This window comes from Pseudomonas putida, assembly GCA_041879295.1.
Classification (GTDB): Bacteria; Pseudomonadota; Gammaproteobacteria; order Pseudomonadales; family Pseudomonadaceae; genus Aquipseudomonas; species Aquipseudomonas putida_Y.
Map to the genome: position 1 here is coordinate 2,834,713 of CP047152.1, position 22,041 is coordinate 2,856,753.

General features: G+C 55.7%; 14 protein-coding genes and 2 pseudogenes. 7 read left to right on the plus strand and 9 right to left on the minus strand.

Annotated elements, in window-relative coordinates; all coding sequences use genetic code 11:
* Positions 1-3: 3 nt before the first annotated feature.
* The 4 genes from GST84_12780 (at position 4) to GST84_12795 (ending at position 8,579) form a co-directional block, all read left to right on the plus strand.
* A complete protein-coding gene (locus tag GST84_12780) occupies positions 4-939 on the plus strand; it encodes a hypothetical protein (protein ID XGB13196.1) in 936 nt (311 codons plus the stop codon).
* 23 nt (positions 940-962) lie between these two features.
* Complete coding sequence (locus GST84_12785; protein ID XGB13197.1) at positions 963-1,274, plus strand: hypothetical protein; 312 nt, start codon at positions 963-965, stop codon at positions 1,272-1,274.
* A gap of 338 nt (positions 1,275-1,612) precedes the next feature.
* On the plus strand, positions 1,613-7,924 hold the full coding sequence (locus tag GST84_12790) for a hypothetical protein (protein ID XGB13198.1): 6,312 nt from the start codon (positions 1,613-1,615) through the stop codon (positions 7,922-7,924).
* Positions 7,902-8,579 carry a hypothetical protein gene (locus GST84_12795; protein ID XGB13199.1) on the plus strand — a complete coding sequence of 226 codons (678 nt, stop codon included), beginning with the start codon at positions 7,902-7,904 and terminating at the stop codon, positions 8,577-8,579. Before GST84_12790 ends, GST84_12795 begins: the two co-directional genes overlap by 23 nt.
* A 232-nt stretch (positions 8,580-8,811) precedes the next feature.
* Here the strand turns inward: GST84_12795 and GST84_12800 are convergent.
* The 3 genes and pseudogenes from GST84_12800 to GST84_12810 all read right to left on the minus strand — a co-directional run bounded on the left by GST84_12800 (position 8,812) and on the right by GST84_12810 (position 12,551).
* Positions 8,812-9,787 (minus strand): annotated as a pseudogene (locus GST84_12800) (IS5 family transposase).
* Between the two features lie 492 nt (positions 9,788-10,279).
* Positions 10,280-11,373: pseudogene (locus tag GST84_12805) on the minus strand (PAS domain-containing protein).
* Between the two features lie 179 nt (positions 11,374-11,552).
* Entirely contained in the window at positions 11,553-12,551 is a 999-nt protein-coding gene (locus GST84_12810; GenBank protein ID XGB13200.1) for an integrase, read from the minus strand.
* A 190-nt stretch (positions 12,552-12,741) separates the two neighbouring features.
* On the opposite strand from GST84_12810, the gene GST84_12815 reads away from it, so the two are divergent.
* Positions 12,742-13,695, plus strand: a complete 954-nt coding sequence (locus tag GST84_12815) for a tyrosine-type recombinase/integrase (protein XGB13201.1) — start codon at positions 12,742-12,744, stop codon at positions 13,693-13,695.
* A 20-nt stretch (positions 13,696-13,715) separates the two neighbouring features.
* Here the strand turns inward: GST84_12815 and GST84_12820 are convergent, their stop codons facing one another.
* Positions 13,716-13,967: a hypothetical protein gene (locus GST84_12820; protein ID XGB13202.1), complete on the minus strand. Its 252-nt coding sequence runs from the start codon at positions 13,965-13,967 to the stop codon at positions 13,716-13,718.
* A gap of 254 nt (positions 13,968-14,221) precedes the next feature.
* Here GST84_12820 and tnpB point away from each other — a divergent pair, with 254 nt between their 5' ends.
* Together tnpB and GST84_12830 are read left to right on the plus strand one after the other, a co-directional pair.
* Complete coding sequence (tnpB, locus tag GST84_12825) at positions 14,222-14,578, plus strand: IS66 family insertion sequence element accessory protein TnpB (protein XGB15762.1); 357 nt, start codon at positions 14,222-14,224, stop codon at positions 14,576-14,578.
* Between the two features lie 18 nt (positions 14,579-14,596).
* The gene (locus GST84_12830; protein ID XGB13203.1) at positions 14,597-16,153 is read left to right on the plus strand and encodes an IS66 family transposase; all 1,557 of its coding nucleotides are present in this window, start codon (positions 14,597-14,599) and stop codon (positions 16,151-16,153) included.
* A 30-nt stretch (positions 16,154-16,183) separates the two neighbouring features.
* Here GST84_12830 and GST84_12835 read toward each other — a convergent pair whose 3' ends face one another.
* The 5 genes from GST84_12835 to GST84_12855 all read right to left on the minus strand — a co-directional run bounded on the left by GST84_12835 (position 16,184) and on the right by GST84_12855 (position 22,040).
* Complete coding sequence (locus tag GST84_12835) at positions 16,184-16,360, minus strand: hypothetical protein (GenBank protein XGB13204.1); 177 nt, start codon at positions 16,358-16,360, stop codon at positions 16,184-16,186.
* Positions 16,361-17,680: 1,320 nt separating this feature from the next.
* Positions 17,681-18,112, minus strand: a complete 432-nt coding sequence (locus tag GST84_12840) for a YeeE/YedE family protein (GenBank protein ID XGB13205.1) — start codon at positions 18,110-18,112, stop codon at positions 17,681-17,683.
* Between the two features lies 1 nt (position 18,113).
* Positions 18,114-18,551 carry a YeeE/YedE family protein gene (locus tag GST84_12845; protein XGB13206.1) on the minus strand — a complete coding sequence of 146 codons (438 nt, stop codon included), beginning with the start codon at positions 18,549-18,551 and terminating at the stop codon, positions 18,114-18,116.
* Positions 18,552-18,686: 135 nt separating this feature from the next.
* Positions 18,687-19,577: a universal stress protein gene (locus GST84_12850; protein XGB13207.1), complete on the minus strand. Its 891-nt coding sequence runs from the start codon at positions 19,575-19,577 to the stop codon at positions 18,687-18,689.
* A gap of 180 nt (positions 19,578-19,757) precedes the next feature.
* Positions 19,758-22,040 carry a heavy metal translocating P-type ATPase gene (locus tag GST84_12855; GenBank protein ID XGB13208.1) on the minus strand — a complete coding sequence of 761 codons (2,283 nt, stop codon included), beginning with the start codon at positions 22,038-22,040 and terminating at the stop codon, positions 19,758-19,760.
* Between the last annotated feature and the right edge of the window lies 1 nt (position 22,041).

The window sequence follows — 22,041 nt, forward strand, 5'->3', positions numbered from 1 at the left end:
TTCGTGAGGAATGGTTTGCTGGTTTCTTGTATGGCTCTTTCCCTTACGGGGTGTGGAGATGGTGGCGAAGCCTACAGAAAGCAGGCAGAGAGCTTTCGCGAGGACGTCAGTTCTCTGCAAGCACAGATTGCAGCTGCGAAAACCAGGATCACCCAGCTCGAACAGGAAAATAAGACTCTCAAAGAGACACCGGCAGTGTTCTTAGCCCAGGTAAGAAAGGCTGTGGATGCCGGGGACGAGACAACCGCGAAAGCAGCCTTGGCATCGTTAACCTCCCGCTACGCCGACTCCGCTGAAGCTGCGATCGGAAAAGACCTTTTGCAAAAAATGGTCAAGGATCGCGAAGCCAAGGAACAAGAAGAGCGCCGACTGGCGGCTCTTGGTATGAAAGCGATCCCGGTCAAAGGCTCGTTCACCGCGGACGACAGCGCTGTCTCGCTTCAGTCTGCTCAAGTGGCCGGCCAATGGAGCTTCAACGATCACGGGGATGAGTACGAATACCGATCGGCTGAGCGCGGCTCTCGGTACATCACCGCGAAGGTGACCTACTCGTCCAAGAGCAAAGATCCCCGCCTGGCCCCTCTGATCGTTTACGCAACAAATGGTGGTGAGCTTAAGCGGCTTGGAGTCATGGGTTTCGAGTTCGTTAGCTGGAGCAGCTATGCGACCTTCCTGGGAAACTACCACGACGACGCTAACGATTTTGCTCACAAGGCAAGCATCAGATTCTCAATGGGTCTCCAAGTCCCTAATGAAGCGATCACTAAGCCGCTGTACATCGTTGCCTCGTCTTCAGGTTGCGCTGATCGTAGCTCGGATCGATTCGGTAATCCGCCCGTGAGCTACTCAACCTACAGCTGTGACCAAGCTGCTCCCGCTGTGCTCCGGGCAAGCGATTTCAAAGAAGGCCGGTTCGGCATCGTCAAGCGCATCGATTGATTCTGAGATAGGACTCTCATCCCATGAAAAAGGCTTTCATCGCAGCGGGCATCGCCCTACTCTGCTTGGTTATCTACACCCAGATTACGATCTTCTCAGTACCGCCAATTGGAGCGGTACCAGAAGGAAGGACAGTAATCATGCTTCGCCTCAACAAGACGAATTTCATCGATAGCGCTGATGCGATGTGCGTTCGCATCCAGGGCTATGTGAACCTGCTTTGCCGCGGTATGACGATGGGGGCTGTGGTGAACGCTACCACCATCATTGCGCGTCTGCCCTACTCCGAGACCATCTACAAGATCAGTACTGGTGGTGACTCCTACGAACGATAGCCCAGCGTATGGCGGGCTCAGTTTTTTGGGCCAGCCGCTATCGATTACCTATGCAGTTTTGAACCGTTTCAACCGTTATCGCCGCACAGCGGTGGCGTGGGATCATCAAGGGATGTCCAGATCTAGGCGATTCTGAGCGCTTGTTTACCATAGGCTTTTCCGAGCTTAAGCATGATTGTGAGGCTAGCTTCTCCGACTTTCTCAGCCCCAGCCTAGGTAATGCGCCAGACCTCGTCGCCCTTATGGTGTGGATCTTGCGCGCAGGAAGTCAACATCGTCGGTGTCCAGTTTTCCAGGACATGACAGAATTTGCCGGAATGAATCAGGGAAGTGTCCGTATGTCCGAAAGCATGCTCGTTCGTGCTAGCCGAGATGGCGATCAGTTTCATTATTTGTGGGCGGCACGCCGTGCCTTGCAGTTGCTAACGCCTCAATCCGGTCTCGTAGCAATTGCCATCGAGGGCGCTGCCACCGACGAACTTTCGGAAGCCGAGGTCTCAGAGGTAGGTGAGCAACTCATCGATATTGCCGAGTATTACGGCAGTACCGAGCTGAGAAGCGCGACCAGAGTTCGTTATCTGCAGCTCAAACACTCTACGGTTCGCGTGGATGAGATCTGGCAGCCCAGCGGCCTGGAGAAGACGATCTGCGGCTTTGCGGAACGTTACCAGGCTCTTCAGAAAGAGCTACCTGATACCTCGTTGAGCGAGATACTCGAGTTCTGGTTTGTTACCAATCGCCCTATAAGCGCAGATTTCATAGAGGCAGTTGAGGATGCGGCTTCCCAGCGGAAGGCCCGTCACCCAAACAACCTCAAAAAACTCGAAAAATTCACCTCGCTGAATGGTGATGCGCTTGCCACATTCTGCCGCATGCTCCACCTGGAAGGCTTGCAAGATGACTATTGGACACAAAGAAACATACTGTTTCAGGACGTTCTTGGATATCTCCCCGATGTAGACGTAGATGCGCCAGTTCGACTCAAAGAGCTGGTTAACAAAAAGGCGTTATCAGAGAGCGCGGCCAATCCCACTATCACCAAAATGGACGTGCTGCGGGAGTTGCGGACAGACGAGGGCCACCTCTTCCCAGCACCCTGCCTGATTGGGAAAATTGCCGACGCAATACCCCGACAGCAAGAACTAGGAATCATCCGCTCGGTCATTGATGCCAGCGACCATCCTGTAATCGTTCATGCAGATGCAGGCGTCGGAAAGTCAGTGCTCTCTACCCGAATTGGCCAGAACCTGCCTGAAGGGTCAGTCAGTTTACTCTACGACTGCTTCGGGAACGGGCAGTACCGCAGCGTAACGGGCTACCGCCACCGCCACAGAATTGCTCTCGTTCAATTAGCGAACGAACTCTCTGCGCTTGGTCTTTGTCACCCACTGATTCCGAGCCCGAACGCAGATAGTACTGCCTACATGCGAGCGTTCCTGTACCGTGTAAAACAGGCCGTGACATTGCTTCAAGCGCAGAATGCAGATGCGTTGCTGTGCCTCATAGTAGACGCTGCTGACAACGCTCAAATGGCGGCCGAGGATATAGGTGAGCCTCGATCGTTTGTTCGAGACCTTCTGCGTGAGGCGCTTCCAGAAGGTGTTCGACTGGTTGCCCTGTGCCGGCCTCATCGAGAGGCGATGCTCGACCCTCCTCCTCATGCGCTGTTGCTCGGTTTGAATGCATTTATTCTCGACGAAACGGCGGCGCACTTGCGTCAAAGTTTCCCACTCGCCACTGACCAGGACGTCGAAGAGTTCCACCGACTAAGCTCACAAAACCCCCGAGTTCAAGCCCTCGCACTCTCTCGTGGATTACCGCTTCCCGACATGCTCAGGCTTCTCGGGCCGAACCCTACTACAGTGGATAGCGCCCTCGACGGTATATTGGAGCAGTCCATCGCGAAGCTACGCGATACTGCAGGCGCGCTAGAGCGATCACAAATTGATTTGATTTGCGCAGCACTTGCCTCGTTACGCCCGTTGGTACCTATAGCAGTTCTTGCAGGTATATCGGGCGTAACCCCAGCGCTAGTCAGAAGCTTCGCGCTTGATTTAGGCCGCCCTCTTATAGTCAACGATGAAACAGTTCAATTCTATGACGAGCCTGCAGAGACTTGGTTTCGTGAGCGATTCAAACCCGAGGCATCACGCTTGGGAGACTTCGTGGAGCGCTTGGCCAGCCTGAGCTCTTCCAGTGCGTACGTGGCAAGCGTGCTGCCACAGTTGATGCTCGAAGCTGGCCAGCTTTCTGAACTTGTAGATTTGGCTCTGACCTCAGAAGGGCTTCCTGGGTCTGGGCCAGTGGAGCGTCGTGATATCGAACTCCAACGCCTTCAATTTGCGCTGAAAGCAAGCTTGCGCAGCCATCGATATCCTGAAGCCGCCAAACTTGCTCTCAAGGCTGGCGGTGAAAGTGCGGGAAATGAACGACAACGTACTCTATTACGAGAGAACGCTGATTTGGTCTCGCCGTTCATGGACAGTAATAGCGCTCAAGAAATCGTGTCGCGTCGTACCTTCGGTTCCGGGTGGGTTGGTTCGCACCACCTGTACGAGGCGGTCGTACTGTCTGGGTATCCCGATCTTAAAGGTGAAGCCCGCAGCCGTCTTCGTATGGCTGAAGAATGGCTGATTAATTGGAGTGAATTGCCAGCTGAAGATCGACAGCAGGAGCCTGTCACCGATACAGATCGGGCAATGATGACGATCGCCTTCCTCCGTATTGATGGCCCTGGCCCAGCTGCTGAAAGCTTGCGTCGGTGGCACCCACGATCTCTGTCCTATGAAGCCGGTTGTATCGCGGCGAAGCGCCTGCTTGATCACGGACTATATGACGAGTTAGACGCACTCGCGTTAGCCGCAGGGAATGACTTGGCGTTAGTACTCGGATTAGCTGAGCAAGCGTGCAATTTGAACCGAGCGCTACCGACAGAGGTGACAAGGCGAGCCCTCAGGCTCCTTTCCCGCGTACGGTTTATCGATGCACCAGACAAGTGGGATGGATCTCCTCCATTAGTCGCGATTTCAGCGATAGTCGAAGCTGCTTTCCGACAGAATATTTGTGATTCAGAAAAAGCTATATGTGTGCTCTCTCGGTTCCTTCCCTTCCCTCCCCCAACGCGGATGTCATCTCACTTCGGGGTGAGTCCGAACCTTCGAGCTTACGCTCTGCAAGCCGCGCTTGCAGGCAGTAAGCTGGATGTGACAGATGTCGCTTCTCCCGGAATCAAAGAGGAAATGCAGAACAGCAAATCTCATAGCAAGTCGCAGGAGCTGCGGGAATTTGAATCAAGCGTTGGGGTACTCATTCCTTGGATCAATTTATGGGCCCAGTCGGTTGTCAGCGCACCATCTCAATCGAGCTTGCAGGAGGCCATATCACAGGCTGTATCCTCAACTGCTTCAACCGCGACGTACAATCGCCACGACTTCCCGCACATTACCGATGCGATCGCAGTTTTATGGATGGATACGCTTTTGGTGAGCCAGGTCACCGAACGTGGCAGTTATAACGACCTGATAGAGTGGGCAAACAATTTGAGTCGTCCGCTTTTTACCCCGACGCTGAATCGCTTAACGCGGCTCTTCAGTAGCGTAAGGGGATCTGAGGACTTCGCATTCACGTTGGCTAATACAGCCGCCTCGCTGCACCGTTCCGAACGCTCCGATGCTCGCCACCTGGTGGAGGGGCTAGTTGATGTGGCTCGTTCGTTACTGGCGATCAGTCCTGAGGATGCTCAGGTCTATTTCGATGAGGCAGTTGGCGTTGCGAGCAGGATAGGGGATGAAAATCTTGCTCGCTGGGATGCAGTTATCGAATTAGCAGATCGTGCGTCGAGTGAAGCACGCCCGGCTTCAGAAGTAGCCTACAATTTTGCACGTTGTGCAGAGGTGACCCGAGATTACGTAGACCGTGATAAACACTTCGCTTGGACTGCAACGATCGACGCGCTGGTTGGTTTATGCCCTACCTCCGCCCTAACCATTGCGAGTCGCTGGCGTGATCGCCACTTTGGAAGTGACGACAGGATCCTGAAAAGAACGATTCGAGCGTTACTGGCAAAAAAAGTCATTAACGCGTTGGACGCCTTGCCCATGATAAGTTTCCGCGCCGACTGGGATGAACCTGGTTTGGTTGCTGCCGCGCTTGAGAGCTGTGCTGAGCCACACATAAGGGAAACTGCCCTCAGACTTACCTATCGCTACATGACGCTGAAGACTCAGACTGCTGCTCAGTGGCAAGCCCTGACGTTCGTGGCGAACTCGGCGTCTGTGTCTCTGCCGGGATTGAGTTTAAGCCTAGCAGGGGCCATCAAACTCGAAGCCATCCAGAAAAAACGTTCGCCCTCACATCCCCCCCTCCAATCTAGCCTCTCCAGTACCAAGCGTGACTGGGACGCCATTTTTCGGGATTGCGACCTTTCCATGGCGATGGGTATTTTGATCGCGCATCAGCGGTTTAAGGAGGATACACCGCCGTTCAATACGGAAGAATTTTTCAGCGAGATTACCAGGCGTGTGCAGGTAGGAAAGGAGCCGTCATTTATCACTGCGTTTGCAGATTCGACTCAATTCGATCTGTGGCATTTGCGATATTTTCTCGAGGCACTTCCAGCCCACTGGATTGCAAGGCCTGCAATCCGTAATGCACTCCAAAGTATGCTGAAGGTCATTACTCGACGGCATTGCATGGTGATTAGGCGCAGCCGGCACTATGAAGTCATGCCGTTTCAGCTTGCATATCAATCATCTGGTATCGGCAAAGATGAGCTATTGGACACAATTTTAGAGGCCATCGCTGAGTCGGCTGAGCAGGTAGGTGCAGACCACCTCTTCAGTCTCGTCGGCTTGCTCGCAGAAAAGCTGACCCAGGACGAGGCACTGAAAACCCTGTCATATGGTTTGATGCTATTCGAACCAGTGCTTGAGGAGCGTGACGGGGATGGTGAATGGACTCAGGATCTCACTCCGCCTGCTACCGTCGAAGAAGCAGTGGCTGGATACGTATGGGCTGCTCTAGCATCCCCTATAGCTGCCACTCGGTGGGAAGCGGCCCATACCGTGGTTGCGTTGTGCGCGCTTGATAGAACGCGAGTTGTCGACGAACTCTTCGCCCACGCTTCAAGGGATGTAACTAGTCCATACGGGGACGCTCGATTCGAGTTCTACAGCCTTCATGCTCACCAGTGGCTACTGATAGCTGCCGCGCGAGCGGCGTTGGAGTATCCCAAAGCCCTGATTCCGCATATTGACTACCTCCTAGCTAAAGCTGATCTGCATCCCCGTCACTTAATGATCCAGCTGTTTGCGGCTCGAACCCTAATGGTTCTGACCTATCACGGAGTGACCGCGATCTCAGGCGAGGTTCAGCAAGGACTTGTGAATATTTGCTCAACGTTAGGCGTGCGGCCTGAGGATGCGAGTCCTTCAGTGACACCTCCTATGTCAGCAAGTAAGGATACCATCGAGGGCGACCGCTCCTCCTTCGATTGGGATGTTGAACAGTACTGGCTCAAGCCGCTTGGACGCTGTTTTGGGCTGAGGCTAGCACAAGTAGTTCACGAGGCGGACAGCATGAGGCGCGACGAACTGGGTTACACAGGAATACATCGCTGGGATGAGGATGCGCGGAACCAGGCTGAGCTGTTTCGCTATGAAGATACCACTTGTAGGCACGGCAGCTATCCGCGCGTAGATAACTTGAGTTTTTACTATTCCTATCATGCAATGATGATGACCGCATCCCAGATGCTATCAACCGTTGCGCAGGTCAATCGAGAGGGCTCGAATGAAGATAGATTTGGGGAATGGCTAACCCGCCACGATCTGGCCCGCCCCAATGGACGATGGATCGCAGATCGGCGCGACCCAATCCCGTTGAGCTACTACGATCGGCCTAGGTGTGATGAGGTCGGGGATTGGCTAGGATCGATCTCTATTAATGACTTTGACCACGCCCTCTACCCTGGTTCAGGCTTGATGACTCTGTGGGGGAGTTGGTCAGGAATCAATCCAAATCACATCGAGACAATCTCTGTGCATTCGGCCCTGGTATCACCGGGCACGTCTTCATCGCTGCTACGAGCCCTTCAGACGGTTGGACATCCACATGACTTCCGTATACCAAGTGCCGAAGACGAGTTGGAGATCGATACCCCACCCTATCTACTTAAAGGGTGGGTAAAGCATTTGCACGACGAATCAGGGATAGATAGCAGTGATCCTTGGGGCGGCAACATTCCATTCCCCGTACCGGAACCAGCTGCGTTCGTCATTGAGGCCATGAGCCTAACGACTGATCCTGATCGGAGGGAATGGTTCCTCCCGTCCTCTTCTACTCCCGTCATGAGATCCCGCACATGGGGGGATTCCGACGTCGATGACAGCGCTGAGACGGCCAACGGGCATAGTCTTGAAGCCTCCATCGACTTTGTCATCGAATACCTACAGGCAGCAGGCAAACATCTGGTTGTCGAAGTAGAAATTCAGCAGAACGCCCGCCACCAAATTTATCGAGTCCGAAACGACGATGAGCTCACACACTTCCCCAGCAATCGAATCTACATCTTCAGAAACGACGGAACAGTCCAAAGTCTCAGAGGCCATCCTGACTTTAGGGAAACAGTTGGTCACCGAACAGGGGTTTGACGACTCAGTGGATACGCTTGGCCGCTGGATGGCTCATCACATTGCCGAGCTAATTCATGAGGCCGAATCAGCGACGGAGGTAGAACGCCTTACGAAGCAGAAAGCCGTACGTGAAGCGATTTTAGCATTGTGGACACATCGGCACGCGTTTGCGTCAGGACGAAATCCTTTCGAAGGAATGAAACCAATTTTCGAGGCGCTAGAGAGCCTAGCCCCTGATGCGATCCGATTTCGGTACTTCTCCCCATCTCGCGCCCCAAACGATAGTGATGAGGAGTCGGAAGGGGTAAAGACATGCGTGGAAATGGCCAAACTAGTCGATCAAGCAGCCAGGGAGATCGTCAGCTTTTACTTAGCAGAAGCGGCGAAGGAGGCTCTCGACAGCTCAAAGCAGTGGGTACAGCTCGCAAGTGATGCTCGGCTGGACGAGGGCGACGATATCACCTTGATAAGAATCATTGCACAGCGAAGCGATCTTATGAATGCATCGTCTACTAACGTGAATCGGAGGCGTATGCTCAACGACCGAAAACAGAAGCTGGAAGCCTTGCTTATCGGTGGCGCAAAACTTTTAGATAACATTGATGCGCAAATATCAGAGCTGCCTGAAGTTGGCGATGAGGGCCAGGACGGTTTCGACTGTTTGGTCATTTGACGAATAGCAGTCAGGCGCCTGTTAAGGTGCGGAGTTCGCGGGAAAAGTCTGATGCAATTTGTGCTCGTATAATCTAGCGAGCCGCAGCGGGTTGTTGGTCTCTCTAAGGATGCTCCGATCAACTTGTCGTGCAGCCGCGGCAAGTTGCAATTTTCCAGGCACCTACAGCGTCATTGGACGAAAAGTGACCGAAAAATCATGTACGGAGAGCTTTTTCGACCGGTTCTCCGTGTTAAACGCGAACCTCACCCATACCCATGAGCTGTTTTCGAACCCTCCACAGGTTTGCCAGGGCGAACAGCGTGGTCAACTGAGCCGTGTTTTTCATCAGCCCACGAAAACGTACTTTCACGTAACCAAACTGCCGCTTGATCACGCGAAACGGATGCTCGACCTTGGCCCGTGTCTGAGCCTTGCAGAACTCGATCTTGCGCTTGGCTTTGTACAGTACGCTGCGCTGGTTCAGCTTGGAATAGGTGCTGCGACGCGCTGCAATCTGCCAGATCACCCCGATTTTCATGCTCTTCGCGCCTTTCGACACCGGTGTAACCGGCATCTGCATACACGGCGTTTTCTTCGCCATGCAGCAGTTCAGCCACCTGCGTGACATCGGCCACATTGGCAGCGGTGCCATGGACGTGATGCACCAGGCCGGACTCGACATCGGCACCGATGTGCGCCTTCATCCCGAAGAAATACTGACCGCCTTTCTTGGTCTGGTGCATCTCGGATCACGCTTGCCTTCTTTATTTTTGGTCGAGCTGGGGCATGAATAATGGTGGCATCGACGATGGTGCCTTGGCGCAGCGACAGGCCTTTTTCCTGCAGATAACCATGATGACCGCAAGGATTGCCGGTGCGAGCTGATGCTTCTCCAGCAAGTGCCGGAAGTTCATGATCGTGGTGTCTTCGGGGATTGGCGCGCTCAGCGTCAGGAGTGCGAACTGGCGCATGGGCGTGATTTCGTAGAGCGCTTCTTCCATGGCCGGGTCGCTCAGGGAGAACCAGTTCTGCAACAGATGGATGCGCAGCATGGTTTCCAGAGGATAGGGTTTTCTACCGCCGCCGGCCTTGGGGTAGAACGGTTCGATCAGCTCCAGCAGGCCTGCCCAGGGCACCACCTGATCCATTTCGGCGAGGAAGCGCTCTCGGCGGGTTTGCTTGCGCTTGCCGGCGTACTCAAAGTCGGAAAAGCTCATCTGGCTCATGGGCGGCTCGGATCAGGTGTTGCGGGGATTCTCGCATAACTGAAGGCTTGTTCGGAGATTCCCTAACCTCGTCTCAAAAGAACGTGATACGAAGCCCTCGGATGATCTCAAGTCTAAGCCTTGGGCGACTGGCCATCCTAGGGGCACTTCACTAATTCGAACTCCCTGAGCCGGAGGCCATGGTGCCGAATTGCTGAGCCAGCGATACCAGATTTCGGTTGTTGAACCGAGTGCTCCCCGCCAGCGCCAGCTCGCGCTCACCCGTGTGCTTCGACGCGTGAAGTAACGAACCAGGGGTAATGGAATCAAGGTGATACGCAATCACATCGCTGTAAGCAATCGACCCTTACAGCAAAACATGAACTCGAACCATTCTCTTACCAGATTTTGAGGCATGAGTAAGCATGCCGCGAAGCTATCAGCTTACCGTTCTGCAGGTGCACGTGGCGTTTGCAGCGGACTGCCATCAAATGCGCGGTTGCAGTGCATATGAGCCGCGCCGTGTGCGACTGTCACGTAACGTTCGACGTCCGAAATGCGCCCCTGCTTCAAGCGAAGCCTGATCAAATCCAGGCTGCCTGTAATGCCAGCCAGCAAATTATTGAAGTCATGAGCGATACCTCCGGTCAGTTGCCCTACCGCCTCCATTTTCTGTGACTGGCGAAGCGCCGCTTGAGCTGCTTCACGCTCGGCAATGGCCTGTTCTATGCGTGCTTCCAGCGTGTGATTGAGCTGCAGCAGCTCAGATTCCGCTTGCTTCCTTGCCGTTAAATCAATGGATGAACCAATCAGGCCGATGATTTCACCTGATTCATTGCGAAGAGGAGACTTCATTGAAAGCCAGTAGGTAGCCGAGCCATCCGGCATGTCGACGCGCTCTTCAATCTGAGTGGCCTTCCCGCTTTGCATGATGCGCTGATCGATTTCCATGATCTGACGGGCCTGGGCCTTGTCTTCCAGAACTTCCAGGTCTGTCTTGCCAAGGTAAAACTCAGGTGGCTTACCAATTAGCTGCCTGGCTCCATGGTTCGCGACCAGCAGTGTTCCTTCCAGGTCTTTGGCATAGACAACGCCAGGTACTGCCGCGGCAAAAGTGCGGAGTAAGGCTGACATTCTGTCGCGCTCAGCCTCGGCAGAGCGGCGTGACTCGATGTCCAGAAGCACCCCCGGAAAGCGAACAGCCAGGCCGTCCGAATTGAGCTCGGCACGGCCGTTAGCTTCGACCCAGCGGTAGCCGCCCTCGTGCTGTCTCACCCGGTACTCACACCGATAAGCGCCACCGCGGCGCATGGCGTCTTGGATGTCAGCCGAGACTCGTTCACGATCATCAGGGTGTACGGACGAAAACGCTTCTTCGATCGGGATGCCGGCCAGACACCTGTCCGCAGCCAGCCCGAAGGAGCGGGAGAACCGCTCATCAGCGGTAACCCGATTATCCGGATATCCCATACCCATGTGCCGATGCTGGCGCCAGCATCGAGCGCCAGCTGTAGGCGCTCCGAGGCGGTTGTCGGAAATGCGTGATCCTGATTCGGTGATGCCGGAGCATCAAAGGTGCCTGGAGTGCCAGGGCCTTCGCGATCCATAAATTGCCTCTTCACTTACATCCATGATCGATTAGCCGATGGAAATCATTTTAGAGCGTGATGCGCCGCCTGAGGTAATCGCAACTGAGCACCTCTTAGGTGAACGTGTAGAGAAGCGCGTATGCCTGAAATACGGATAGAGTACATTTGTACTCCACTAATACGTCTCGGCTCGAGGCTTACTGACTTTCTGACCCTTCTTTGGTTTCAATCGAAGCGCGAAGTGCTTCTAGCTCGGTTTCAGACTGCTCGAGCAGTGCCTTCAACTCTTCTGCCTTTTGCTGTGCTGCTGTTCCAGTCAGATGGGCATCGGTAGCCTCTTTACTCTTGGTTTCGAGCTGGTGAGCCAGCAGCTCTTTGGCCCCTTCCGCGCGAGCAGTTGCAGCATTGGCGATGCCTAGGTCGCCTCTCAGATGCTCGATAGCGTCACGATGCTGGCTGGCCTCCTTGGCGTGCTGGCGGTTTTCGGCGATCAATCGCTCGTTGTCGCGAATCAATCGAGTGGCCTCCTCCTGCTTAACCATGAGTGTCTGTTGGAGGACTGTCACCTCTTGCTGCATCTGGTAGATCTGAGTTTCGTGACGGTTTAGATCCTGGTCGCGCTGTTCCTTTACCGCTACTCGGTAGTGCTCGAGTGCTTCTCTGGCATGCGTGTGCTTCTCCTCCAGAGATTCGATCTGGGCGTCCTTCTCTTGCACGCGAATCTCAAGGTCGCTGCAGCTCTGGCTGATCCGGGCGTTTCGAGTGATCTCTGTTTGAAGGCTGGATTGAACGATCTTGAGTTCTTCGTCCTGAGCCTGCAGGGCTGACTGCAGCTTGGCGATCTCCAACTGCGATTGCTCAAGATTACTTTGAAGTGTACTGCTCTCAGCCTTCATCGCTTTTCGTTCAAGCTCAAATACGGCTCGCTCATGCGCCAAGGCTTCGTTCCCCTCCTCTAGCAAGCGCTCGAGCATCTTGCCCACCAGCTCCGTGAGCTCATCACTTAAGCGCGATGGCGAAGCTGATGGTCGGGGGTCATGCGTTTCAATCTCCTTCAAAAAGCGCTGAATTGTTGTCTTTGAGCCAGTATTCCCAAGTTCTATGCGTATCGCGTCGATGCTAGGGTTCTGCCCTCTCGACAGCAGCGCCTCGCGAGCCTTGCGCACCAGTACCAGGTTAATGCCGCCTCTAGCCATGTCTGCCCCTACGATTACGTACTGTTTTACGTTTCATGTAATTACGTGCCACTTTAACACCTTCAAACACTAAGAATTCTTTAATTTTTGGCAAGACATAATTGAGGATTATCGCTTGTCAAGGCTATGGTCGAGGGTAAAATGAGCCGAAAGCCTACAAACGGCAAAACAGAGCCACCGAGGGCTGGAATTGGAGGATTACGTGGTTGAGCGGGCCAGCAAGGCAGATAAGTACTTGGAGGCGAGCGTTCGAGAGAACACCTCGAAGAGCTATGCAGCTGCCCTCTCCCACTTTGAGGTGACATGGGGCGGCTATCTGCCCACCACCACCGAGTCGGTCGTGAGGTACATCGCTGAATACGCTGACCAGCTGGCGCTTAGTACCCTTAAGCAGCGTCTGGCTGCGCTCGCCAACTGGCATCAGAGCAACGGGTTCCCAGATCCGACCAAGGCACCGAAGGTCAGGCAGTTGCTCAAAGGCATTAGGGCGCTTCACCCCGTCCAGCAAAAGCAAGCCGCCCCGCTAGCGTTGCTGCATCTTGAGAAGGCAGTCGCGTATCTTGAGGATGAAGCTGCTCAGGCAAGATCCTCCGGCAACATGGGCGCTCTTCTCAAGGCGAGTCGCGACATCGCCCTGCTCACGATTGGGTTCTGGAGAGGCTTCCGCGGGGATGAGCTTGCCAGGCTCACGATCGAGAACACGCATGCCGAGCGCTACGTCGGGATTAGGTTTTATCTGGGGTCTAGCAAGGGAGATCGACAGAACATCGGGCGCGAGTACAAAACCCCATCTCTGAGCAAGCTTTGCCCGGTTGAGGCTTACCTGAACTGGATCGAGGTTGCTGGCCTTACCCGCGGAAGTGTGTTCAGAGGTATTGATCGCTGGGGCAACATCAGCGAGAGACCACTTGCAGCCCACAGTCTGATCCCGCTGCTTCGCGACACTCTTGAGCGCTGTGGCCTACCCTCCCAGATCTACAGTGCGCACTCCATCCGACGCGGGTTTGCTACGTGGGCAGCAAGCTCAGGATGGGACATCAAGACGCTCATGGAGTACGTGGGCTGGAGCGACATGAAATCAGCCCTTCGCTATGTGGAGCCGGCTCAGCAGTTTGGGGGGCTCATCAGGAAGCTGGAGGGATGAGACGGGCAGGTGCGATGGCGTCACTGCTTCTTGTTCCAGTCTTCTAGTCGCTCACACATGTCGATGACGATCACACTCTCAGCAGTGCTTGCGTCAGCGCCCTTGGAAAGGACGTAATCATCGAGCTGGTCATATCTGAACACCCGCCCCTGGCAAACCAGATCTTCATAGCAATCCACAACGTCCTCCAGGCCGGAGTCTGAACGCGTCATCAACACCTTCGTCTGAGGATTGAACGCCTGCAGCAACTGAATCAGCTCAGCGACTTTCATGTACACCTCTTACTCGATAAACAGCCGGCGTAGATACTCAGCTCAACCCATGCCATGCTGATCTCAGCATAGAAGGCCTCCCCATCACATAGCCGGCTCTTCGAGCGCGGAGCTGCGATAAGGCTCACTGCATTGCTAGCTAATTCAGTGGAGGGGTTGAAGCTTTGTAAGTGCTCCATGAACCCCACATTCAAAGCGCTTACCTGATGCCCGATGCTGTGCTCCCGATTTCCTTCTGGAGCCAGCCCTGCATGATGCGCCCCGACAGCAAAGTCGAAAAAGTCTACCTCTACCCCAAGCCTGTGGACTTTCGAAAGTCCATCGACGGCCTTACTGCCTTGGTAGAACTGGATATCAAAGTCGCCGTGTTCGACCCCGTGCTCTTCGTCTTCCTCAACAAGGCGCGTAATCGGATCAAAGTGTTGTACTGGGAGCGCAACGGCTTCTGCCTCTGGCTCAAGCGCCTGGAAGCCGAGCGCTTCAAAATGTCGCCTGAGCCCAGCGACGAAGCGATTGTCCTGACCGTCCAAGAACTCAATTGGCTGCTCGACGGTTTCGACCTTTGGCGCAACCGTCCTCATCAGGTTTTGACTCCGCGCTACGTCGCCTGACCCGGTATAATCCGCGGCATGATTTCCGTGCCCGACAATCTCCCAGACGATCCTGCCCTGCTCAAGCAATTATTGCTTGAGAGCTATGCTGCCCGTTTGCGCGAGCAGGAAGTCAATCAGGCCCACATCGTCCAAATTGACGATCTGAAAGAACAAATCAAGTTATGGCGTGACCGTTTCTTTGGCCGCAAGTCCGAGCAAACCGTCGATCCCAAAACGCCGCAACTGGCCATGTTCGATGAAGCGGAAAATGACCCTCTGCTGGCTGTAGTCGATGATGCCAATGAAGAAGTCGTTGTCCCGGTCAAGCGCCGTGGCAAGCGCAAGTCATTGGCGGCTAATCTGCCACGTATCGAAGTTATCCATGAGTTGCCCGAACACGAACTGACCTGCGCCTGCGGTTGCCGCAAGCATGTCATCGGCGAAGAAACCAGCGAGCAGCTCGATATCGTGCCGATGCAGATCCGCGTACTCAAACACGTGCGCAAGATCTATGGCTGCCGTGGTTGCGAGACTGCTCCTGTCACTGCTGACAAGCCCGCCCAGTTAATCGAAAAAAGCATGGCCAGCCCAAGCGTGCTGGCCATGCTGCTGACGACCAAGTACGTCGATGGCTTGCCGCTACACAGGTTTGAAAGTGTGCTGTCCCGCCACGGCATCGAGATTCCACGACAAACCCTGGCGCGTTGGGTGATCCAGTGCAGTAAATACTTCCAGCCGCTGTTGAACCTGATGCGTGATCGGCTGCTGGAAAGTCCGGTGATTCATTGCGATGAGACCCGCGTCCAGGTGTTGAAAGAACCGGATCGAGACCCGACCAGCCAATCCTGGATGTGGGTGCAAGCCAGTGGCCCGCCTGATCGACAAGTTGTGCTGTTCGACTACACCACCAGCCGTGCGCAGGAAGTACCATTGCGTCTGCTGCAAGGCTATCGCGGCTATGTGATGACCGACGATTATGCGGGTTACAACGCTTTGGCGTTGCAGCCCGGTATCGAGCGACTGGCATGCATGGTTCACGCGCGCCGCAAGTTCGTCGAAGCACAAAAGGTGCAGCCCAAGGGTAAGACCGGACGAGCCGATGTGGCGCTGACGATGATCAATAAGCTGTATGACATCGAGCGCGACCTCAAGGAGGTCAGCGACGAACAGCGGTTCATCGGTCGCCAGGAAAGAAGCTTACCGATCCTCGGTCAGCTGAAAAGCTGGCTGGACAAGACGTACGCCCAGGTGACGCCGCAAAGCGTATTGGGCAAGGCGGTGCATTACCTGGCAAACAACTGGCGCCGCCTGGAACGGTATGTCGAAGCGGGCCATTTGCCAATCGACAACAACCTGGCAGAGCGTGCGATAAAACCGTTTGTCATTGGGCGCAAGGCTTGGCTGTTCAGTGACACGCCCAAGGGCGCCACGGCAAGTGCGCAGATATACAGCTTGGTCGAGACCGCCAAGGTCAACGGCCAGGAGCCCTATACGTGGCTGCGCCACGTACTTGAGCGCCTGCCGTATGCGTCGTCGGTCTCAGACTACGAAGCCTTGCTGCCATGGAACTGCTCGCCAGAGATACCACGGTAAGCTGAGGCCCTATCTTTTAGAAGGTGGGGTTCATGGATCGCACTCCTTGAAACTCTCTACCCCTTCCGCATCCACGCTTACATTAACGTCCTCATCGAACCGGTAGGTCAGCACGTCGGAAGAAGTCTCAAGCTCCGTAGCCCAATGGATGATCTCTAGATCACCCAGGATGATGAGGTCAGCATCCATTTTGGGGCTGTACGTCATCCATAAGCTTCGGTTGTGAGCACTCGTCTTTCTGCTAGCTGCCAGCTGCTTGCGGCGGTGCCCTTTGAGTGATGGCATTTTGGATAGGCCTCAGTGGATACCAAGGTACGAAATTGCTTCCTGAATTTTAGTACGACGAACGGAGCCGTTTAGGACTGATTTGCTACTTTCGAAGCCGCTTAAAGAGCATTAAGATATAAAAACTCCCAACTACAAGGCTTATTTCACAAAAACTATGAGATAGTCATTCCATTTAGTGAATCCTAATGACGTGTGATGCCATAGGGTCTAATTTACCTCTCAACGATGCGATGGGGTCGAAGTTACTTCTCAATGCTGGAAGTGATTTTTACCGACTAACTCACCGAATATCGGGATGAAAATTCCCAACTCACTGATTTGTCTGGTTAAAGTAGCTACCGGGGATGGGGTTATCGTTTCTTCCGTGTACTACCAGTTCAGCCGGCTTCAGGTGTTGCTACCAGCAACACGCATCAGCTCCGAAGTAAGTCGCTGCAGACAGCTCTGCCGGTGGTTTTTCACGGTGAAAAAATCCACGGTGAAACTTCAGAGCCCAGATCGCACTACGATTTTCGCGGGCACCGAAATTACGGTCGCCGTTGGCTTTTCGGCCAACGTTGCGTCATTTGACCCAGTACCTCAAGTTGCGACGCGAGGTTCAACACGTCCAAGTCTACGCCTAGAACTGAATCGGCTTCGTACGGATACCGCGTGCCAGAGAACAGATTCGACGCAGTACTTATTCATTTGTCCAACTCAAAGCCTGGTGCCAGGCTCTGTGAATCGCACGAAACTGGCTGGCTAGGTCGCTAGGAATTGCGTTTTACAGATCAGACAAGCAGTGTCCATTACCACGTGGCTTCAGGCGCAGTCGCAGGTGCCCATCAGGATCATATTCAGATCTGGGGAACGCGGGTCAGCCTTAACCAGAAGCGACTTGAGAAACAGCTCTCAAGCGAGCGCCGAATTCCTCACAGCTGGCCAGTAACGCGTTCTATCTGGGGAACTTTTCGCTCTCACCTCAAGCACTTGAGCTGCCTGCAGAAATGTCTGGGCTTCCTCTATAGCCCAAGTATTGGGCAGTGGGACGTCATCCTTCATATGGCGTCTTAAGTGGACCTTCGCTTGGAGCTGTGGCTGGTAGCAACAGCCAACGGCCGCATAGCATAGCGGGATAAGCTCTGGTACCCTGCCCTTATAATATGAATTTAAGAAATAACTCTACTAAATATTCATTTAGTAGAGTTGCACTCAGTAAGTGCCTGGTAATGAGTTCGATCAAGACTAATTTGTGTATCGTCAAACCCTGCCCTGACGACTGCGAAAGTTTTCCGCAACATTGAACAACCCCATACCGACGAGCATCGCGATCACGAACAGCCAGGCTTGCCAGTACCCCCCGGCGAGCAACACCAGCGCTGGCCCCGGACAAACGCCGGTAAGCCCCCAGCCTATGCCAAAGACGAGGCTCCCGCCGACAAGTCGACGGTCGATGTCACGCCTGGCAGGCAGCTGTATCTTACCTCCCAGCACAGCAGTGGTGTGACGCCGCGCCCAAGTCATAGGCAACAGTGCGGCACCTATCGCACCCACCATGACCAGTGCAAGCGACGGGTCCCACTGCCCGGCAATGTCGAGAAAACCTAACACCTTGGCGGGGTTTGCCATGCCGGATAGCAGTATTCCCATGCCGAATAGCAACCCTGCAATGAAGCCACTGATCCGCTTCATTTCACGCTCCTGAAAAAAGATGCCTGACCACAAAGACCGTGGCAAAGCCGGCGGCCATGAAGCACAGAGTCGCCACTGCCGAACGGGGCGACAGGCGTGACAGGCCACAAACGCCATGGCCACTGGTGCAGCCACCGCCATAGCGAGTACCGAGACCTACCAGAACTCCCGCGACTATAAGCAGCCAAGGCGCCATACTGAAGTGAGCCGGAGGCATTGCCGAGAACAGTTGCCATAAAAGTGGCGCTGCAATGAGGCCCAACAAGAAGCACACTTTTTCACCCCGCCCTTCCCCGCCACTTTGCAGGAGAGAACCGAGCAAACCGCTGATGCCCGCGATGCGCCCGTTCGCAACGGCGAACAGCCCAGCGGCCAAACCGATCAGTGCCCCGCCTGCCAATGCCGACCACGGCGTGAAGGCAGCCATATCAACAAACATCTCAGCGCTCCATTGTCGAATTAGAGACAAAAACAGATTCCATCTTAACGCTAGAGAACGACCTCATGACACTTCCCTGCACGCGGTGCCCGCGTTCAAGCCTGCTGCGGAAACGATAGAAGCGAGACAATGAAGTCAGCTGACCGGCGCAGGCTTGATCGTCAGGATACTGCACGGTGCATGGCTTACAAGCCGCTCGGTGGTATCGCCGATCACCTTGGCCCAACGCCTGGCCTGCACAACGCCGACCACCACCACATCGATCTTCAGCGTGGCGATGTAGGACTTGATCACGCGCAGGGGCGCGCCTTCGCTGAAATGCCGTTGCGTATGGGCAACGCCATGTGCATCGGCCAACGCATCGAAAGGCAACTGCAGTGACTCGCGTAACTGGTTCGCCCAGGGGCCGGCAAGGTCAGGGTTGGCCAACATGGCGATGGGCAGGTCGTAAGCCGAGAGCAAGTGCAACTGGCCCTTGCATTGAGTCGCCAGTTGCTGACCTGCCGCGACCAAGGCATGGTTGAGGGCGTCGTTGTGTGGCGACGGGTTGGCGACATCCACTGCGACCAGAATGTTCTGGGGGATGGCTGGGGCATCCGCCGGTACGAACAGCAACGGCGTCTCACTTCCATGCAGCAACACTTGGTCTAGCGAGGTCCGGGCTATCTGGTCGAGCAGGGAATGGCCCGGGCAGTCCTTGATCACCAGATCAGGTGCGTAGCGGGCAATGCAGGCTGGCAGTTCATCGCGCGGATTGGAGGTTTCTACGGCCTCGAAACCTGGCCGAGCCCCAACGAATTGATGCTCATCCAGCAGCGCTTTGAGTTCGGTGCTGAAGTGCACGAATGAGACCGAAGGTAGCGAGTCCTCCTGCAATTCATGACGCAGGCGCAGTTCACCCGATTCGTGGATACCCAGTACTTGCAAGCTCGCCCCCGACGCCGCAGACAATGCCATGGCCCGGGGCAGCGCGGCATTGGCACGGGCCTCGGTCATGATTAGCAGAATCCGGCGATACGGCTTCATGGGACACCTCCCCGGCGCGGCTGTTGGGTTGCATGCGATTGTCATTATCGAAGCAGGTGCAGGTTCGTTTTTGATAAATATCAAGGCTCCCAGACGCCACCTCGCACCTGGTAGTGCTGAGCGTTGCTCTATTGCCATGGGCGGCGTCAAGCGCGCCGGGCTGTTTCGACAGGCACTGATTCAGCGCTTGTCCAGATAGCGATACAACGCTTCTTCCTGGTCGAAGTGCAATTGCGCAAGTGTGTCCAGACGGATGAGCTGGTGCTGGATATCGTCAGCGCTCGGGCTGGCCGCTGCCTGGACAAAATCTTTGCTCATGCGTGACAGCAACTGGATCTGACGGAAAATTTCGCGGTGGCAGTGGCTCATTGCCGAAAGGGGGTCATCACCAGCCATGTAGCGGCTCAACAATGGATACAAGCGTTGTTCATCATCCCGCTCGTGACGCTCCAGTAGCTCATGCAGGGCGGCGACGAGGTGATTCAGGTCGGTCCGGGCCTGCACGGTGGGTCGACTGGAAAAATCCCCGGCCATCTGGCTCAGTTCGGTCAGAAGCCCCTGCAGTTGCCGATGTTCGTCGCTCATGCGCTCCAGGTTCGCTACCCCAAGCCCGTTTCGCCCGTCCCCGGCCAAAGGGCCAAGGGCGCGTAACGCATTGACGATGACCAGCAAGTCGATGCCTTCCTGCAGTAGCGCTCCCATCACCGCTGGCAAGTAACCTGCAGCAGCGGCCAGCATGGCCAGCAACGACAGGGTCATGCCCACCCATACGCCCTGACGGGCGATGTGCACCGCATGCCGGGCGATGTCCAGCGCCTCGATCAAACGGTCCAGGCGGTCAACCAGCAAGACTACGCCGGCTGCCTGCGCCGAGGCGGTGACGCCGGCAGCACCCATGGCAACCCCGACATCGGCAGCAGCCAGCGCAGGCGCATCATTGATGCCATCACCAACCATCAAGGTCTGACCTTCGCGGCAGCCCTGCTGCACCAGCCGGATCTTGTCCGCAGGCGAGAGGCCTGAATGCAGCTCGTCGATGCCTGCCGTCAGCGCGATCATTTCGGCCGTTTGTGGGCGATCGCCCGTAAGCATCACGATCTTCTCGATGCCACGCGCACGGAGCCGACGCAGGGTCTGGGGCGTTTCCTGGCGCACATCATCGGCCAGCCGCAACAGCGCTTTCAATTCACCGTCCACCGCCACGAAACTACCGCTGCTGGCCAGATAGTCCAATTGCTGCAAGCGTGTCCGTGCCCACGCCTCCTCGTCCTTGCCATCCTGTACATAAGCCAGCGCGCCCACGCGCACGGCTTTGCCCTGAACTCGCCCGGCAAGCCCCTGGCCCGGGCTTTCCTGGACGTTTTCCGGCGTTGATAGTGGCAAGCCTCGCGAACGGGCAGCCTCAACGATGGCCTGTGAAATTGGATGGGTGGATGCCTGGGCCAACGATGCGGCCCGCTGCAGAATCTGCAGCGGTACCCCCTCCCCCTTGACCTCGATCGATTGCAGTCGGGCATGGCCACTGGTCAGGGTGCCGGTCTTGTCGAGAAACACCTGGCGAACCCCGGCGAGCGCTTCCAGCACTGCACCATCGCGCACCAGAATGTTCCGCCGTGCCGCACGCGAGATACCCGACAAGATGGCAATCGGCACCGCCAGAATCAGCGGGCATGGCGTGGCGACAACCAGAACGGCCAGTACCCGCTGAATGTCGCCGCTGATCCACCAGGCGAGCGCAGCGACCAGCATCGTCAGCGGAATGAGCGCCAGCGCGTAGCGGTCGGCCAGGCGCACGAAAGGTGCCCGTGACTGGCGTGCCGCCTCGGCCAGGCGCACGATGCCCGCATAAGTGCTTTGTGCCGCCGTGTGCGTGGCCAGCAGCCAAATCGGCGCGCCGGCGTTGCACACCCCGCTGGCTACGTGTTCGCCAGCATGGCGCGTTACAGGTAACGATTCGCCGGTCAGCGCGGCCTCGTCCAGGATGGCCTGGTCACTTTTCAACTGCCCGTCGACCGGCACGATGTCCCCCAGACGCACCAGCAGGGTCTGCCCAGGCTGAACCTGATCCACCGCAACCTCGCGCAGCCCATCGTGTTCCTGGACCCAGGCACGCTGGGGCGCACGCTGGATCAGCGCGCGCAATTCGCGCTCGGCGTGGCGCAAGCTGAAGGCTTCCAACGCACGGCCGGTGGCCAGCATGAACGCAACCAGCGCGGCGACCAGCATCTGCTCGAGGATCAAGGCTGCGCCTATCGACAGCAGGGCTATCAGATCAATGCCCGCCTCCCCCCTGGCCAGGCGTCTGGCCATTTCCACCACCAGTACCAGTGCCATGAAGGCGCCGCCAGTCGCCCAGGCCAGCGCCGCCCAAGCGGGCTGTTGCGCCAGGTAGGCCAAGCCGCCAGTCAGCAAAGCCAGCACACACACCAACAACAGGCTGGAGTTCAACCAACGCTGTGCCATG

What these genes read in the sequence shown, in the direction of transcription:
- GST84_12810 (XGB13200.1), bottom strand. Translation starts at nt 12,551, where the DNA reads ATGGCTAGAGGCGGCATTAACCTGGTACTGGTGCGCAAGGCTCGCGAG.
- GST84_12790 (XGB13198.1), top strand. Translation starts at nt 1,613, where the DNA reads ATGTCCGAAAGCATGCTCGTTCGTGCTAGCCGAGATGGCGATCAGTTT.
- GST84_12830 (XGB13203.1), top strand. Translation starts at nt 14,597, where the DNA reads ATGATTTCCGTGCCCGACAATCTCCCAGACGATCCTGCCCTGCTCAAG.
- tnpB (XGB15762.1), top strand. Translation starts at nt 14,222, where the DNA reads ATGCGCCCCGACAGCAAAGTCGAAAAAGTCTACCTCTACCCCAAGCCT.
- GST84_12835 (XGB13204.1), bottom strand. Translation starts at nt 16,360, where the DNA reads ATGACGTACAGCCCCAAAATGGATGCTGACCTCATCATCCTGGGTGAT.
- GST84_12855 (XGB13208.1), bottom strand. Translation starts at nt 22,040, where the DNA reads ATGGCACAGCGTTGGTTGAACTCCAGCCTGTTGTTGGTGTGTGTGCTG.
- GST84_12850 (XGB13207.1), bottom strand. Translation starts at nt 19,577, where the DNA reads ATGAAGCCGTATCGCCGGATTCTGCTAATCATGACCGAGGCCCGTGCC.
- GST84_12845 (XGB13206.1), bottom strand. Translation starts at nt 18,551, where the DNA reads ATGTTTGTTGATATGGCTGCCTTCACGCCGTGGTCGGCATTGGCAGGC.
- GST84_12840 (XGB13205.1), bottom strand. Translation starts at nt 18,112, where the DNA reads ATGAAGCGGATCAGTGGCTTCATTGCAGGGTTGCTATTCGGCATGGGA.
- GST84_12785 (XGB13197.1), top strand. Translation starts at nt 963, where the DNA reads ATGAAAAAGGCTTTCATCGCAGCGGGCATCGCCCTACTCTGCTTGGTT.
- GST84_12820 (XGB13202.1), bottom strand. Translation starts at nt 13,967, where the DNA reads ATGAAAGTCGCTGAGCTGATTCAGTTGCTGCAGGCGTTCAATCCTCAG.